Genomic DNA, 16,132 nt, shown 5'->3' with positions numbered 1-16,132 from the left:
CATTTTGGCATGGTTTTGCAAGATGTAAGTCTTATAAATGCAAGCGTATACGAAAATATTGCCTATGGAAGTTCAAACGCTACGCCTGAATATATTCGTTCGGTTGCAATTAAAGTGGGAGCGCATGACTTTATCTCACAGTTGCCACAAGGTTATGACACGCATCTTTCTCAAAACGATACACGACTTTCAAAAGGACAAATTCAGCTCATTTGTATTGCTCGTGCGCTGGTGTTTAATCCCGAGATCTTGCTTTTGGATGAACCTACAAGCTCGCTTGATACACGTAGCGAAGCTCAAGTAACGCAGGCTTTGCAAAAGCTGATGGAGAGTCGCTCTTGTATTGTGGTAGCGCATCGGCTTTCCACAATTAAAGATGCTGACCATATCATTGTTATGGACAAAGGATCTATGGTTGAGCAGGGAACGCATGTCGAGTTACTTGCAAAACACGGCGAGTATGCGCAACTGTTTGCCTCACAGTTTGATAATGCATAGTTTATCGGACGATAAACATAACTCTCTTGGAAGATTGACATAATTTTTAGCGTGGGTGCTTTGTTGTGTACTTGTGAAAAATTGTGGAAGCTGTAAAGTTCAAGATGAATAATTCATAAACGTGTTACTATAAGTAGGCGCAAAACGTAGTTTTGTATATTTCGGGTGGTGGCGCAGTTTGGTAGCGCACTTGACTGGGGGTCAAGGGGTCGCTGGTTCGAATCCAGTCCACCCGACCACGTGATTTCTAACGACCGATGTTTTCGGTCGTTTTTTATTAACCTTTATGAATGCTTAAGTGCCAAGTATGCGTTTAACCTGTTTGACCTGCAATAGTTTTAGGCGCAACATCTCGGGCAGATCATATCGCATTTCGTGTTTCACAAATAGTGCATCTCGTGTTTTACCAATCTTATGCATAATAAATCCCCCGCGTGTTCAAAGCACGTGGGGGGTCCAAATAGATTCTCAAGTATAAGATGCTCTTTACTGCAAAAAGCTACTGGGTATCTGCGTTTGTGCTTGGAGCAAAACCATCTTTTCGATTAAGCATCTGCATAAACTCGTCACCCGTAATTGTTTCTTTAAGTTGTAAATATCTTGCAATTTCATGCAACTTAAATTTATATGCTTCAAGAGTTTTTAGCGCAGTTTCATGAGCTTCACGGATAAGATCTTGAATTTCTTTATCAATTTGTTGTGCTGTTCCTTCAGAACAAGTGAGCTCAGACCCTCCACCTAAGTACTTATTACGAGTTTGACCAAGGGCAACCATGCCAAATTGCGATGACATACCCAGCTGAGTTACCATCGCGCGTGCAATTTTAGTAGCTTTTTCAATGTCGTCCGCTGCACCTGATGACATATGGCCAAATATAAGCTCTTCAGCAGCACGACCACCGCATAATACCGCCAAACGCTGTTTGTATTCTTCTTTGGTTGTTAGGTAGCGCTGATCTTCTTCGGCTTGCATGGTAAAACCAAGCGCTCCTGAGGTACGAGGAATAATCGTAATTTTTGAAACAGGGGAGCGTCCATTTTGAACCGCCGCAACAATGGCGTGTCCTGTTTCGTGATAAGAAACAACTTTGCGTTCGTGTTCAGAAAGCACGGCTGTTTTTTTCTTTTCGCCTGCAACAACTACGTCTACTGATTCTTCGATGTCACTTTGACTTACACGACTGCGACCCATACGAACAGCACGTAAGGCTGCCTCATTTATCATATTGGCGAGATCTGCACCCGAGGTACCTGGTGTTTGTCGAGCAACCTGAGCAAAGTCGATTCCTTGTTCCATCTTAACGTCGCTTGCATGAAGCTTAAGTATTGCTTCACGTCCTGTTAAATCGGGGAGTTCTACAGGAATTCGGCGGTCAAAACGACCAGGACGCAACAAAGCCAAATCAAGTGTTTCGGGACGATTGGTTGCTGCAAGTACCACAATGCCTTTATGGTTATCAAAACCATCCATCTCGGCAAGGAGCTGGTTAAGCGTTTGCTCGCGCTCATCGTTGCTGTTAACGCTTACGCCACGCTTTTTGCCAACGGTATCAAGCTCATCGATAAAGATAATGCAAGGAGCTTTCTCTTTTGCCTGTTTAAAGAGGTCGCGAACTTTTGCCGCACCTCTACCTACAAACATTTCAACAAACTCAGAACCCGATATTTGGAAAAATGGCACTTTAGCTTCCCCTGCAACAGCGCGCGCTAGAAGCGTCTTTCCTGTACCTGGAGGTCCTACAAGCAAAGCTCCCTTGGGGCAACGTGCGCCAATAGCTGCATATTTTTTAGGATTATCCAAAAAGCTTACGATTTCACGCAGCGAATCTTTTGCCTCATCTTGACCGGCAACATCTTTAAAGGTAACGCCAGTCTCTTGACCTTTTACTTCTTTGGCATTTGATTTTCCAAATCCGCCACCAAAAGGTCCAAAACCGCCAAAACCTCCTCCAAAGTTCATAGAAGGATTATCTTCGCCCATCTGCTTTTTAATACGACGATTGATAAGCCAGCCGCCACCAAAAATAATAATAAACGGTGACAAATTGATGAGTAACCAAATCCACATGTCCTTGCTGGTGTCAGGTATTTTGGCCGAAAAATCAACACCTTGGGCTTCCATACGTTTAACCAAGCTCGAATCGTTGGGGAATTGTGTTGTCTCGTATGCTTTTTCACCCGCACCATCACTGGTTGTGAAACGCATAGACTTTGTTCCTGTATCAAGTTGGACTTTCTTTACTTCGCCACGCTCAACTTTTTGCAGAAACTCACTATAGCTTACCTGCTCAACACGGGTATCTCCTAGTGTTGGCATAAGTAGTGAGCGTGCAATAAAAGCAGCTACCAATCCTATAATTAGATACAGAATAAGCTTTTGACGCTTGTTCTTGTTGTTTTGCACCATAAACGTTAACTCCTTTAATAAGGGATCGTTGATGTATATATATGTATTTTAATACTTCTTGTTAGTGTATCGTGACTTGTTGTTTTTTAGTATGTATCACATAGTAAATCCTCTATTTTGTGGGTCTGATGTGCGTTCATACATATTTCATATTGGATATTTGTATCGTACGCATGAGCTATAAAATGAATAAAAAAGAACTAATATCGAATAAAAAAGGAAACATACTTTGCTTATGTTCGCTTTTAAGAATATCGCGAGATAAAAAACTATTTACGATGTATGCACGATAATTTTAGAAAAGTGCAGGTAAATAAATTAATAATGTATAAACGAGCCACTTAGATAAAAACTTATACCGTTAACCGAGACTTCTGCCATAAGATGGTCCATACTTTAATTATTGGATATACTCTCAATAGGTACACATTTTGTGTGCTCTTATTGATGTTGGAGTGCTAAGGTCTCTTTTTATAGCATGGCTTTAGTCTCAAATCGGATCACAGGAGGCATCATGGCTAACGGGCTATACGTCCACAGCGAGATTGGTACTCTTAAAAAGGTTTTGCTTCATCGCCCAGGTGAAGAGCTTCTTAATCTTCCGCCAGATGATTTAGGACGCCTTTTATTTGACGATGTACCATTTCTCGATGTTGCTCAAGCAGAACACGATCGTTTTGCCGAAATTTTACGCGAGCAGGGTGTAGAAGTTTTGTATCTTGAGAAACTGGTTGCTGAGGCTCTTGATGCAGCCGGTTCGCGAGAGGAATTTACCAATCAATGGCTTGATGAATCAGGCCTTCATGGAACTCATACGCGTGCTGCCGTTAAAGAATTTATGGATTCAATTAAAGATACGCAAACATTTGTAGAAAAATGTATAGCAGGAATCCGCAAGAATGAGATTGATTTACCTGACCGTTCCAATAATCTTTTGGTAGACATGGTTAATATGAACCAAGGTTCCGACTCCGATTTGTTAATTGACCCTATGCCTAATACATACTTTACACGTGACCCGTTTGCCATTGTTGGCAAAGGTGTTAACCTCAATCGTATGTTCTCGGTTACACGCAATCGCGAAACACTCTTTGGTAAATATATTTTCCGTGACCATCCCGATTATAACGATGCTCCTTTATGGTATCGTCGTGATGCAGCTTATCATACAGAAGGTGGAGACGTACTCAACCTCAATGCGCATACCGTTGCCATTGGTATTTCACAACGCACCCAAGCTTCTGCTATTGACTGCTTAGCACAGCATATGTTCTGGGATAAGTCCGACGAGTGCGAAATCGATACGATCTATGCGTTTAATATTCCAGTCTCTCGTGCGTTCATGCATCTTGACACAGTCTTTACGCAAATTGATGTTGATAAGTTCACTATTCATCCTGGTATTTTGGGTACTTTGCAGGTATTTAAGCTGACTGCAGGTTCGGTACCTGGAGAAGTAAAGATTGAAGAAATGAACGACACGCTTGAGCACATCTTAAGCAAAGCTTTGGGTCTTGATCATGTTACGCTGATTCAATGTGGTAATGGTGATCCTGTTGCCGCCGCTCGTGAACAGTGGAATGATGGTTCCAACACGCTCACCGTTGCACCTGGTAAGATTTGCGTTTACCAGCGCAACACGGTAACAAATGACGCGCTGTATAAAGCAGGCCTTGAGCTTTTGGTTGTTCCATCAGCTGAGCTTTCTCGTGGTCGCGGAGGCCCACGTTGTATGAGCATGCCGTTTGTTCGTGAAGATTTGTAACAGATTATAAACCGGAAGTTAAACACTTCCGGTTTTATATGACTGCCCTTTAGAAAGGAAAACACATGGGTGTTAATTTAAGTGGTAGAAGTTTTCTGAAATTGCTCGATTTCTCAACCGAGGAAATTAAATACCTCATCGATTTAAGCGCAGAATTCAAACGCATGAAGATGGCAGGTGTTCCGCACCGTTATCTTGAAGGTAAAAACATTGTGCTTCTTTTTGAGAAAACTTCAACTCGTACGCGCTGCTCCTTTGAGGTAGGCGGTATGGACTTAGGTATGGGCGTTACCTACCTTGAGCCAGGATCTTCGCAGATGGGTAAAAAAGAGTCTATTGAAGACACTGCGCGCGTTTTAGGCCGTATGTACGATGGTATTGAGTACCGTGGTTTTGAGCAGGAAAAGGTTGAGTGTTTAGCAAAAAATGCTGGCGTTCCTGTTTGGAATGGACTTACTACTGAGTTCCACCCAACTCAAATGATTGCCGATATGCTTACCATCCAAGAGAACTTTGGTCGCTTAAAAGGCCTTAACTTTACCTTTATGGGCGATGCTGGTAACAATGTAGGCAATTCGCTTATGGTTGCTTGTGCAAAGCTTGGTCTTAACTTTACTGCTTGCGGTCCGCGCGAACAAATGCCACATCCTGAGCTTGTAGAAACCTGCAAAAAGCTGGCTGCTGAACATGGTTCAACCATTACGCTTACCGAAGACGTTCACGAAGGAACCAAAAATGCCGATGTTATCTACACCGACATTTGGGTATCTATGGGCGAGCCTGATAACATTTGGGCAGAGCGCATTAAACTTTTGGAGCCTTATCGTGTTACCAAAGAAGTTATGGCTAACGCACATGACGATGTAATCTTTATGCACTGTCTTCCTTCTTTCCACGACACAAACACCACCATTGGTAAAGATATTGCCGAGAAATTTGGCGTTACCGAGATGGAAGTTGCCGACGAGGTCTTTGAGTCTAAACAGTCTAAGGTATTCGACGAAGCAGAAAATCGTATGCACACCATTAAGGCTGTTATGTATGCAACGCTTAAATAGAAGGTTTAATTTTTAAGCTGTTTGCTCCTTATAAGATTTTGCGTGAAAGTTAGCACGTATAGTTAGTATTCACCTGCATCTTAGGTTGCACCTAAGATGCAGGTTTTTTATAACCAAACATATACGCAGAATAGTGCGTTGTATTTATTATTCATGTATACAGTCCTTAATACGTATTTTTTCTAATTTATGAATAAAATAATAACTATATTGCATAAAAATGCTGGCTTATACGTAAGAATCTAAAAGGCATCTTTTATATAGAATCCTATAAATAAAAAAATCTGTCGTATTGATATTTAATAAAACACAAGGTAATACAAGAATTTATGTTGCTTGTTGCTGCGCGTGCGTATCTGTAGCATTCCAGACTGGTTCATAAAGCTCTAAATAATGATATTCAATACCGTTAACGCTTTAATGCATAACGTTAACCGAATTACATGATTGACTCTATCAAAATTTCTTCATATGTTCTACAATATTCTTACAAAGAGCCCGACATGCAGAGTTTGAGCATGTTGATGGCGAAACATGTAATGTATGTTTGTGGTGAAAGGAGTTGCGAAATGAGTTCTACAACTACGCAACCGAAGAAAAAGAGAGAGATGCTTACGTCCTTCTCCATTATCTTCATCCTCCTCATCCTTGTAGCGCTGATATCGGTAGCAATAGCTCCCTTTGTTCCTGGTATTACAGCTGTTACGGTGGGTGATTTCTTCATGAGCCCTGTTAAGGGTTTTGGAGATGCGCTTGGTGTGTGTTTATTTGTTTTGGTTATTGGTGGCTTTTTAGGCATCGTTAACAAAACAGATGCTCTTAACACTGGTATTTCCGTACTGGTCAAGAACATGAAAGGTAATGAGCTTAAACTCATTCCAATTCTTATGGCATTGTTTGCCCTTGGCGGATCTACTTATGGCATGTGCGAAGAAACAGTTGGATTCTATGCTCTTCTTTCTGCAACTATGATGGCTGCAGGCTATGATTCACTTACAGGTGCTATGATCGTGCTTCTTGGTGCTGGTGTTGGTTGCTTGGGCTCAACTGTTAACCCATTTTGTACTGGTGTTGCAGCGTCAGCTTTAGTAGACAAAGGCATTACAGTAGACCAAGGCGTTATTATTGGTCTTGGTGCTGTTTTACTTGTTGTCTCCTATGTTATTGCTGTCTTCTTTACGATGCAGTATGCAAAAAGCGTTAAAGCAGATCCAAGTCGCACCTTGATGAGTCTTGACGAGGTTAAGGCTGCCGATGAAGTATACAGAACTGAAGAAGAGGAAACTAATAAAGATGTTGCACTGACCACAAGACAAAGAATTTCTTTGTGGATATTTGCTATTACCTTTGTTATCATGATCATCTCTTTCATTCCTTGGACAAAGCTTGGCGTTAACTTCTTTGAATGTGATGCAGCTTCTCACGATGAAGTAACACAAGTGGCTCCTGCAGACCTTACTAAGACTTTTAAAGAAAAAGAGCTTGGTGAACTTAAAATCGAAGGCAATGCAAACTTTAGTGTTAAAAAAGAAGTAGTTGATAATGCTGGTTGGTCTTCCTTGCTAACTGGTGTCCCACTGGGGCAATGGTACTTCCCTGAATCAACTACGTGGTTCCTTCTTATGGCCATTGTTATTGGTGTTGTTGGCGGTTTATCCGAGCACGAAATCGTAGATTCCTTCATGCGCGGATCTGGTGAGATCATAAGCGTTGCTATGATTATTGCAGTTTCTCGTGCTGTTTCTGTACTTATGAGCTCAACTGGTTTGGCAGACTGGATTCTTAATTCGTCATCCGAGGCACTTTCTGGTACGTCAGGTGTTATCTTCTCGGTAGGTGCATATTTCCTGTACTTTGTACTGTCATTCCTTATTCCATCAACTTCTGGTATGGCAACAGTTTCTATGCCGATTATGGGACCTCTTGCCCAAAACCTTGGCTTTAACCCTGCGGTTATGGTTATGATCTTTGCGTCCGCTTCTGGTGTTGTAAATCTGTTTACTCCAACCAACGGTGCAATTATGGGTGGTTTGGCACTCTCCCGTATTGAGTATGGAACTTGGCTTAAGTTTGTAGTACGAGTTGTTGTAGCTATTGTTATTAGCAACTTGATTATCTTAAGTGTTGCATTAATGGTATTGCGTTAATGGTTGTGTAGATTCTTAAACCGTTTACCATACTTGTTTGTATTAAGGTTTGATATGCCCGTCTCGTTTGAGGCGGGTATTTTTTAAGAAATGCTAAACTAGATAGCTTGAGTTTTTGATATTGAAATGAAATTGCTATTTTTTACAAAAAAATCTTGAAATCACCATACCTAATAAGATATTCTGTTTAATGCATATGTTGTTTCGTGCATACATGCGTGTGCGTAGCAGCTGTGCACTTATATCTGTTGGCCCCCGAGAGCATGTACGTTTGCATTTGTTTGTAAACAAGCTTTACCACGCCTTGTGATTAAAGCACCAACCATGTACCGGGGCCCCGTATTTGAAAGGGGTCCACCTTTGAGTGAGATTCAAAACTCGTCTATTTTCTCATTAGATGATGTTTCCGATGATGAGCTTAATAGCCTTATCGATGGAACCATCACCGATTTTGATGAGGGAGACCTGGTAACAGGTACCGTTGTTAAAATTGAGCACGATGAGGTATTGTTGGACATCGGCTTTAAGTCCGAAGGCGTAATTCCAGCCCGTGAGTTGTCTATTCGTAAAGATGCAAGCCCAGAAGAGCTTGTACATATGGGTGACACCATCGAGGCTTTGGTTCTTCAAAAAGAAGACAAAGAAGGTCGTCTTATTCTTTCTAAGAAACGTGCCGAGTACGAGCGTGCTTGGAATGCTGTTGAAGAGAAATTTAAAGCTGGCGTTAATGTTGAAGGTGAAGTTATCGAGGTTGTTAAGGGCGGTCTTATCCTTGATATCGGTCTTCGCGGATTCTTGCCTGCTTCTCTTGTAGACCTTCGTCGTGTTAAAGATCTGAGCGCTTACATGGGAACTCGCATTGAGGCTCGTGTTATCGAGATGGATCGCAACCGTAATAACGTTGTTCTTTCTCGTCGTGTTGTATTGGAAGCTGCTCGTAAAGCCGAGCGTTCTGAGATCCTCACTAAGCTTAAACCTGGTATGAAACTTAAAGGTACCGTTTCTTCTATTGTTGAATTTGGTGCATTTGTAGACCTTGGCGGTATCGACGGTCTTATCCACATCTCAGAGCTGTCTTGGAACCACGTTAACCACCCAGCAGAGGTTGTAAAAGTTGGTCAAGAAGTAGAAGTTCAGGTTTTGGATATCGACCTTAACCGTGAGCGCATTTCTTTGGGTCTTAAGCAAACCACCGAGGATCCATGGCGTGTTCTTGTTAAGAAGTACCCAATTGGCGCAATCGTTGAAGGTACCGTAACTAAACTTGTTACCTTTGGTGCATTTGTAGACCTTGGTAATGGGGTAGAGGGCTTGGTTCACATTTCAGAGATGGCAAAGGCTCATGTAGATGCTCCTGCTCAGGTTTGCAAAGTTGGCGATGTTGTACAAGTTAAGGTTATGGAAATTGACCTTGAACGTCGTCGCATTTCTCTGTCTATTAAGGCAGCTGCAGAAACCCTTGGTACAGACCAAGACGAAGAAGCAAACGATGCTGCACCTGCTGATGAAGCACCAGTAGAAGAGGCTGAGTCACAAGCTTCCACCGAAGCTTAGATACTAAGCTAGTTATTCACTGCTTGCTACGTAGCAAGATTTGAATGTTTGAAAAGAGGCTGTTTTTCAGCCTCTTTTTTGTATAGAGGTTGTCTTATTGGCATCTTGGCTGTTAATCGCCTTATCTATTACTCATATAGATGTCTAGCAAGCAAGAAAATATAAGTGAGTTCGTATAAGATTTGTGCTAAATAAAAAACTTTTAATTTTTGTTTCCAAATGATAACAAAACGTTGTAAACTACATGTTGTGAAGACGTTCACATGAACTTTTCAACCGTTTACAAAATTGTATATCAATTCATATTCAACTTGGTTAAAAATTCATTGTTTATGTCTTAAGAGTGCTTTGCCACTTTTTAGCTACATGTTTAGCTACACTATATATGTTTTATTTAGTTGTGTATTAATGCAAAAGGTTCGTGAAGGAAGATAGGCTTCCTGCAAACCTTGCGAAAGGAGAAAGCATGGCAGTTAAGGTTGCTATCAACGGCTTTGGTCGTATTGGTCGTTTGGCCTTCCGTCAAATGTTCGGTCACGAAGGTTCAGAAATCGTTGCAATTAACGATTTAACCGATCCAAAGATGCTCGCTAACCTCCTCAAGTATGACTCTTCACAAGGCAACTACGCACGTAATCACTCTGTTGTTGCTGGTGAAGACTCTATTACTGTCGATGGTAAAACCATTAAGATTTACAAAGAAGCAGATGCTCACAATCTTCCTTGGGGCGAGCTTAATGTAGACGTTGTACTTGAGTGCACTGGTTTTTACACTTCAAAGGCTAAGGCTCAAGCTCACATTGATGCAGGTGCTAAGAAGGTTGTTATTTCTGCTCCTGCAGGTAAAGATCTTCCTACCATTGTTTACAATGTAAACCACGAAATTCTTACCAAGGACGACAACATCATTTCTGCTGCTTCCTGCACCACTAACTGCCTTGCTCCTATGGCTAAAGCTCTTAACGACTTTGCTCCTATCCAAAGCGGTATCATGAGCACCATTCACGCATTTACTGGTGACCAAATGGTTTTGGATGGTCCTCACCGTAAAGGCGATCTCCGTCGTGCTCGTGCAGCAGCTATCAACATTGTTCCTAACTCAACTGGTGCTGCTAAGGCAATTGGTTTGGTAATTCCTGAACTCAACGGTAAACTCATTGGTTCTGCTCAGCGTGTTCCTGTACCAACTGGTTCAACCACACTTCTCTTTGCAGTAGTTAAGAGCGACAAAGAGATCACTGTTGACTCTATCAACGCTGCTATGAAGGCTGCAAGCGATCCTGAGACCTTTGGTTACAACGAAGATCCTATCGTTTCTTCCGACATTATCGGTATGACTTATGGTTCTTTGTTTGATGCAACTCAGACCATGGTTCAAGATCTTGGCAATGGTCTTTATCAGGTAGAGGTTGTTTCTTGGTACGACAACGAGAACTCTTACACTTCACAAATGGTACGTACTATTAAGTACTTCGAGAAATTTGTTGCTTAATTAGCTTTACTAGTTTGCAAAGCCACAAGGCGCGGTAGCAGCTAAACATAGCCGCGACCGTGCCTTTTTATTGAAATTGTGTATTCCATACACACAAGGCGCATATTCGTGTATCAACAGTGCGTCTAAAAGTTAAAAGGAGTCTTACTATGGCCTTTACAAAAAAGACCGTTCGCGACATAGACGTTAATGGCAAACGCGTTCTTATGCGTGTCGACTTTAACGTACCGGTAAAAGACGGTGTCGTAGGCGATATTACCCGTATTCAAAAAGCTATTCCTACTATTAAGTACCTTAAAGAACATGGTGCAGGTATTGTACTTATGAGCCACTTGGGTCGCCCTTCGGGTACTGGTTACGAAGAAGCTCTTTCTTTGGCTCCTGTTGCTAAAAAACTTGAGGAATTGAGCGGCTATAAAGTATCTTTTGTTGCTGATACCTATGGCGAAGAGGCAAAAGCTGCTGTTGAAGCAGTAAAACCAGGCGACATTTTATTGCTTGAGAACGTTCGCTTCTTAAAGGCCGAAAAGAAAAATGACCCCGAAGTTGCAAAGAAGCTTGCGTCATATGGTGACATTTTTGTACTCGATGCCTTTGGTACCGCTCACCGTGCACAAGGTTCTGTCGTAGGACCTGCTGCATATATTCCTGCTGTTGCAGGCTTTTTGCTCGAAAAAGAAGTCGATACGCTTACTTCTATTTTCTCTGAGCCTAAGCGTCCGTTTGTCGCTATTGTTGGTGGTTCTAAAGTTTCTAGCAAAATTGGCGTTCTTGACCACTTAATTGATTCGTGTGACACGCTTATTATCGGCGGCGGTATGGCTTACACATTCTTCCTTGCCCAAGGATACCAAGTTGGTACGTCGCTTCAAGAGCCCGATTGGGTTGAACGTGCAGGTGAAATGCTCAAGAAAGCACAGGAAAAAGGCGTTAAGATTTTGCTTCCTGTTGACAACATTGTGACCGATCACTTTGGTGAAGACGCTGTTGGAGAAGCCGTTGCTTCTAACGCAATTCCTAGTGACCGTATGGGCATGGATATTGGTCCTAAAACCGAGAAACTCTATGCAGATGCTGTTTCTGGTGCTGCTACCGTATTTTGGAATGGTCCTATGGGCGTATTCGAAATGGATCAATTTGCACACGGTACCGAAGTTGTTGCAAAAGCTATTGCAGATTCTTCTTGCACCTCAATTATTGGCGGTGGAGACTCTGTTGCGGCTATCAATAAGTTTGGCCTTGCAGATAAGATGAGCTGGATCTCTACTGGTGGTGGAGCATCTATGGAGCTTGTTGAAGGCAAGGCACTTCCAGGAGTGGAGGCGCTTTTAGATGCGTAATGTAATGATCGCAGGCAACTGGAAAATGAATAAAAATGTCAACGAAGCTACAGAACTTGCTTCTGGCTTGGTTGATGAATTGCAAGATGGAACTGGTTCGGTTGATGTTGTTGTTTGCCCTCCAACTGTTGACCTTAAAAGTGTTGCCGATGTTCTTAAACAAAGCTCGGCTCAAATTGCTCTTGGTGCTCAAAATGTATATTGGGAAGAATCAGGCGCATATACTGGAGAAACTGCTCCTTCTATGCTTACAAGTGTTGGAGCAACCTACTGCATTATTGGACACTCCGAGCGTCGTGGCTATTTTGGAGAAACCGATGAGGATATAAACAAGAAGGCTCAAGCTTTGCTTGCTCATCATATTGTTCCAATTTCTTGCTGCGGTGAAAGCCTTGAGGTTCGTGAAGCTGGTAAGCATGTTGAGTTTGTTGTTGAGCAAATTAAAGCAGACACCAAAGGTTTAAAGCTTACTGATCCATCACAATATGTAGTTGCATATGAGCCAATTTGGGCTATTGGTACAGGCAAAACTGCTACTGCTGCCGATGCACAAGAGGTTTGCTCGGCTATTCGTTCTACCCTTAAAGAGATCTTTGGCGAAGAGCTTGCTTGCGGCATTCGCATTCTTTATGGCGGATCTGCAAAGCCTGAAAATATCAAGGGCTTCCTTCAAGAGCCTGATGTCGATGGTGCATTAGTTGGTGGCGCTTCTCTTAAGGCCGATTCTTTTGCCGCTATGGTTAAAGCTGCAAAATAGTATGTAAACAAGATGCTTTTATGCATGTTTGTGTAGAAGCACTGTTTTAATACGTTTTAAGAAGCAGGTATCAGGAGATATCTGCTTCTTTTTTTGAGTTGTTTGTTATTGTCTATTTTTAACTTAACCGATAGTCTTTTTCAACTTTGGTGCTCATCTTTTCTACCAATTTTGTCTAGCTTTCGTTTACATCTTAAGTTTGTGATATCATACATGTGTTTTATTGTGTGTTCGCGTAGCACATGCGCACGATGTGTGTTTGCTATCTGCGATGAAAAGGAGTACTCGTGAGTCCACTTAATTTTGCGCTTCTGGTTGTGCTTGCACTTTCTGGTTTCTTTACCGTTATTCTTATTTTAATGCACTCAGGAAAAGGAACAGGCGTTTCCGACATGATTGCTTCTTCGATGTATAACTCAACTGCTGGTTCGGGCGTTTGGGAGAAAAACCTTGACCGTCTTACCATTATCATGGCGCTTATTTTTGGCTTATGCATTTGTGTCATGGCTTTAACATTTCCTTTGGGTGTCATTTAAGGCTACGTTTTTTTGGAAATATAATTTACAAATTTATGAATACGCACGAGCAATCGTGCGTTTTTGTTTATGTCGTACTAAGGTTTTCTCAAAGGAATATTTACGTAGCTTTAGGTATTGTTAGTTCCTTTTAAACTAACTCTTTTCCAGAGGAACTCTTTTTCAAACGAGCTCGTTCTCAAACGATTTTCCGCATATCTTCGCCTGTGATAATCTGCTTACCTTCTCGGATTTTTTGCATGCTTCGTTTTTTAATACGCGTGTCAAGATGCGTATTAGTTGCTAGATAGTTAGTTATAGAGCCGGGATCCTTCTTATAAAGCGTTTGTATATACCACGCCGCGCCCATTTGCACGTAATAGGGCATATCGTGGGGTAAGTGTGCAATGATATCTAAGCTAGCCAACTTTTCATGTTGCGCCAGCTTAGAGCAGCCAACAAGTTTTATAAGCAAAACAAGAGCAATACGCTTACCCCATGGATTATCTTTTTGCAGCCACTCTAGTGCTTGTTTTGCATAATTCAAAGAGTTTATCTTAAGCATTTTTGGCGCAGTGCAATCTGTTACCATCCAGTTAGTGCAAAAGGGGATAAACGTCTCCATTTCGTCTGTCCACGTTTCAAAATGTGTTTCATTATTCAGCATAATCATATGCAGCATATTCATTTCAAGATAAGGATGCGGAAGTGCCTGTAAAAATTCACCGCGGAGTTTCTTGTTTACCTTATTTGCATATGTACGTAAAAGGGGAGTGCGTATTCCTAAAATGGTCTGTGGGTCAGTATGAGGCACAAGCTTTGCGTTAAAACGTGCAAGACGTTCAGACTGATAAGGACGTAAATCATGCAAAATCTTTGCATGTACATCTTGTAATAAGCCATCTTTTTGCATGTAAATCTCCATGGTTGTAGCTGCTTTAATCGATAGTAGTATAAATGATCTCTGCAAATAATGAGTATAGCCGCATCTATAGTGCCAAGATACAAGAATATGCTGATATTTAGGCAAAACATGCATTGCGATGCAGCGCATAAGAGAAAAATACTTACAAATCAAAAAAACAAATGATACGTCACTATGTCTATTGGAAAAATTAGCCTCAAGTATTTCATAATTGTTAACATTTATAGAAAGAGTTTGCATACGTATGCATAACGGGGCAAAATAATACGCAAGGAAAGTTCGTTATCCCGTTCGTGTATTCAAGCGTGCGTATAACGTTTGGACTATGAGTATTGGAGGCATCATGGCGAATGAGAAGCTTATGATGGGGCGTCGTAGCTTCATTGGCGGCAGTATCGCTGCAGCTGCATTAACTGCGCTTGCAGGATGCGGAAAAAAAGGTGGATCTGCTTCAGGTGATAAAAGTGGAGGAAATAAGGGTGGTACTCTTAAATTCTACATTAATGAGCCTGTTGCAATTGACCCGTATAACACTCAAGAATCAGAAGGTAGCCAAGTTGAGCACAACTTGTTCGATCCTTTAACTACATTTGACTGGAAAACTCACAAGGTTGTTCCTTTAGCTGCAGAGTCTTGGGATATATCTGATGATGGTTTAACCTATACCTTCCATCTTGTTCAAGGTGCAACATTCCACAACGGTGATAAAGTTGATTCACAATCATTTAAACGTGGTTGGGAGCGTATTGCATCTCCTAAGATGAAAACTCCTTCTCAAATCTCATTCCACCTTTCACCAATTGCTGGTTATGAAGAATTCCACAGTGGAAAAGCAGATTCTATTTCTGGTCTTTCTTGCCCAGATGAGAATACCTTTGAAGTTAAGCTTACTGCTCCTATGTACGACTTCCCCTATGTAGCAGCATGTATTGCGTTGGTTCCTGTTCCTCAGGCAGCTGTTGACTCACCTGATGACTTCTTGCTTGCTCCTATTGGTAATGGTCCTTACCAGATGGATGGTAAATGGGAAAGCGGTCAAAAGATCGTTCTTAAGCGTTATGACAACTATTATGGTTCCAAGAAGGCTAATCTTGATTCCATCGTATTCTCGATTCAAAAAGACCCCAACACTGCTTATCGTGAGTTTGAAGCAGGCAACATGGACTTTTGTGCTGTTCCTACAGGACGTCTTAAAGAGAATATCGACAAATATGGTCAATCTGCAGATGGTGACACAGTAACTCCTGATAAGCAAGTTCTTACTGGTCCAACGCTCGGTGTTTATTATCTCTTGCTTAACCTTAACGATCCAGTTATGAAAAACGTTAATCTTCGTCGTGCAATTTGTATGGCAATTAACCGTCGTAACATTGTTGACACTTTGTTTGAGGGTCTTCGTACTCCTGCAACCAGCTTCATTCCTGTTGCTTTGGATAACGATCCATTTAGCGCTTGGAAATACTGCAAGTATGATGTTGATGCAGCTAAGAAACTTATCGACGATAACGGACTTAAAGGCACCGAAATTACCCTTACGTATAACTCTGGTGGTGGACACGAAGACCTTATGTCTGCTGTTCAAGGTGACCTTAAGGCTATTGGCTTGGTAGTTAAGCAAAAGACTCTTGGCTGGGCCGCTTACTTAAGCGCTTGTCCAAATGGTGATTACCCAAT

General features: G+C 41.7%; 12 protein-coding genes and 1 tRNA gene. 11 read left to right on the top strand and 2 right to left on the bottom strand.

Annotated elements, in window-relative coordinates; translation table 11 throughout:
- Positions 1-498 (top strand): ATP-binding cassette domain-containing protein (locus tag AC5GD6_RS05345; RefSeq protein WP_491846401.1); only part of this gene is annotated, 498 nt, incomplete at its 5' end.
- A 162-nt stretch (positions 499-660) separates the two neighbouring features.
- Positions 661-737: transfer RNA gene (locus AC5GD6_RS05340), tRNA-Pro, on the top strand.
- 260 nt (positions 738-997) lie between these two features.
- Here the strand turns inward: AC5GD6_RS05340 and ftsH are convergent.
- A complete protein-coding gene (ftsH, locus tag AC5GD6_RS05335; protein WP_061102648.1) occupies positions 998-2,905 on the bottom strand; it encodes an ATP-dependent zinc metalloprotease FtsH in 1,908 nt (635 codons plus the stop codon).
- A 514-nt stretch (positions 2,906-3,419) separates the two neighbouring features.
- Between ftsH and AC5GD6_RS05330 the strand changes: the two genes are divergently transcribed.
- From AC5GD6_RS05330 to secG, 8 genes are all read left to right on the top strand, one after another.
- Entirely contained in the window at positions 3,420-4,670 is a 1,251-nt protein-coding gene (locus tag AC5GD6_RS05330; RefSeq protein ID WP_276790469.1) for an arginine deiminase, read from the top strand.
- 65 nt (positions 4,671-4,735) lie between these two features.
- Positions 4,736-5,728 carry an ornithine carbamoyltransferase gene (gene argF, locus AC5GD6_RS05325; protein ID WP_311431402.1) on the top strand — a complete coding sequence of 331 codons (993 nt, stop codon included), beginning with the start codon at positions 4,736-4,738 and terminating at the stop codon, positions 5,726-5,728.
- A gap of 569 nt (positions 5,729-6,297) precedes the next feature.
- A complete protein-coding gene (locus AC5GD6_RS05320; protein ID WP_420027847.1) occupies positions 6,298-7,875 on the top strand; it encodes a YfcC family protein in 1,578 nt (525 codons plus the stop codon).
- A 360-nt stretch (positions 7,876-8,235) separates the two neighbouring features.
- Positions 8,236-9,429, top strand: a complete 1,194-nt coding sequence (rpsA, locus tag AC5GD6_RS05315) for a 30S ribosomal protein S1 (RefSeq protein ID WP_048596525.1) — start codon at positions 8,236-8,238, stop codon at positions 9,427-9,429.
- Between the two features lie 466 nt (positions 9,430-9,895).
- Positions 9,896-10,921: a type I glyceraldehyde-3-phosphate dehydrogenase gene (gene gap, locus AC5GD6_RS05310; RefSeq protein ID WP_010242139.1), complete on the top strand. Its 1,026-nt coding sequence runs from the start codon at positions 9,896-9,898 to the stop codon at positions 10,919-10,921.
- Between the two features lie 149 nt (positions 10,922-11,070).
- On the top strand, positions 11,071-12,261 hold the full coding sequence (locus tag AC5GD6_RS05305) for a phosphoglycerate kinase (RefSeq protein ID WP_006303210.1): 1,191 nt from the start codon (positions 11,071-11,073) through the stop codon (positions 12,259-12,261).
- Positions 12,254-13,018, top strand: coding sequence for a triose-phosphate isomerase (tpiA, locus tag AC5GD6_RS05300; RefSeq protein ID WP_464359530.1), 765 nt, complete (start codon positions 12,254-12,256; stop codon positions 13,016-13,018). The genes AC5GD6_RS05305 and tpiA overlap by 8 nt, the downstream gene beginning before the upstream one ends.
- A gap of 287 nt (positions 13,019-13,305) precedes the next feature.
- Positions 13,306-13,554 carry a preprotein translocase subunit SecG gene (gene secG / locus AC5GD6_RS05295; RefSeq protein WP_006303213.1) on the top strand — a complete coding sequence of 83 codons (249 nt, stop codon included), beginning with the start codon at positions 13,306-13,308 and terminating at the stop codon, positions 13,552-13,554.
- 178 nt (positions 13,555-13,732) lie between these two features.
- Here secG and AC5GD6_RS05290 read toward each other — a convergent pair whose 3' ends face one another.
- Entirely contained in the window at positions 13,733-14,458 is a 726-nt protein-coding gene (locus AC5GD6_RS05290) for a DNA alkylation repair protein (protein WP_491846400.1), read from the bottom strand.
- Between the two features lie 343 nt (positions 14,459-14,801).
- On the opposite strand from AC5GD6_RS05290, the gene AC5GD6_RS05285 reads away from it, so the two are divergent.
- A partial coding sequence (locus AC5GD6_RS05285; protein WP_491846399.1) for a peptide ABC transporter substrate-binding protein occupies positions 14,802-16,132 on the top strand: 1,331 nt, incomplete at its 3' end.

Source organism: Fannyhessea sp. (genome assembly GCF_986145555.1).
The sequence above is the reverse complement of the archived record's forward strand: the minus strand, read 5'-3'. Positions and strand labels throughout refer to the sequence as shown.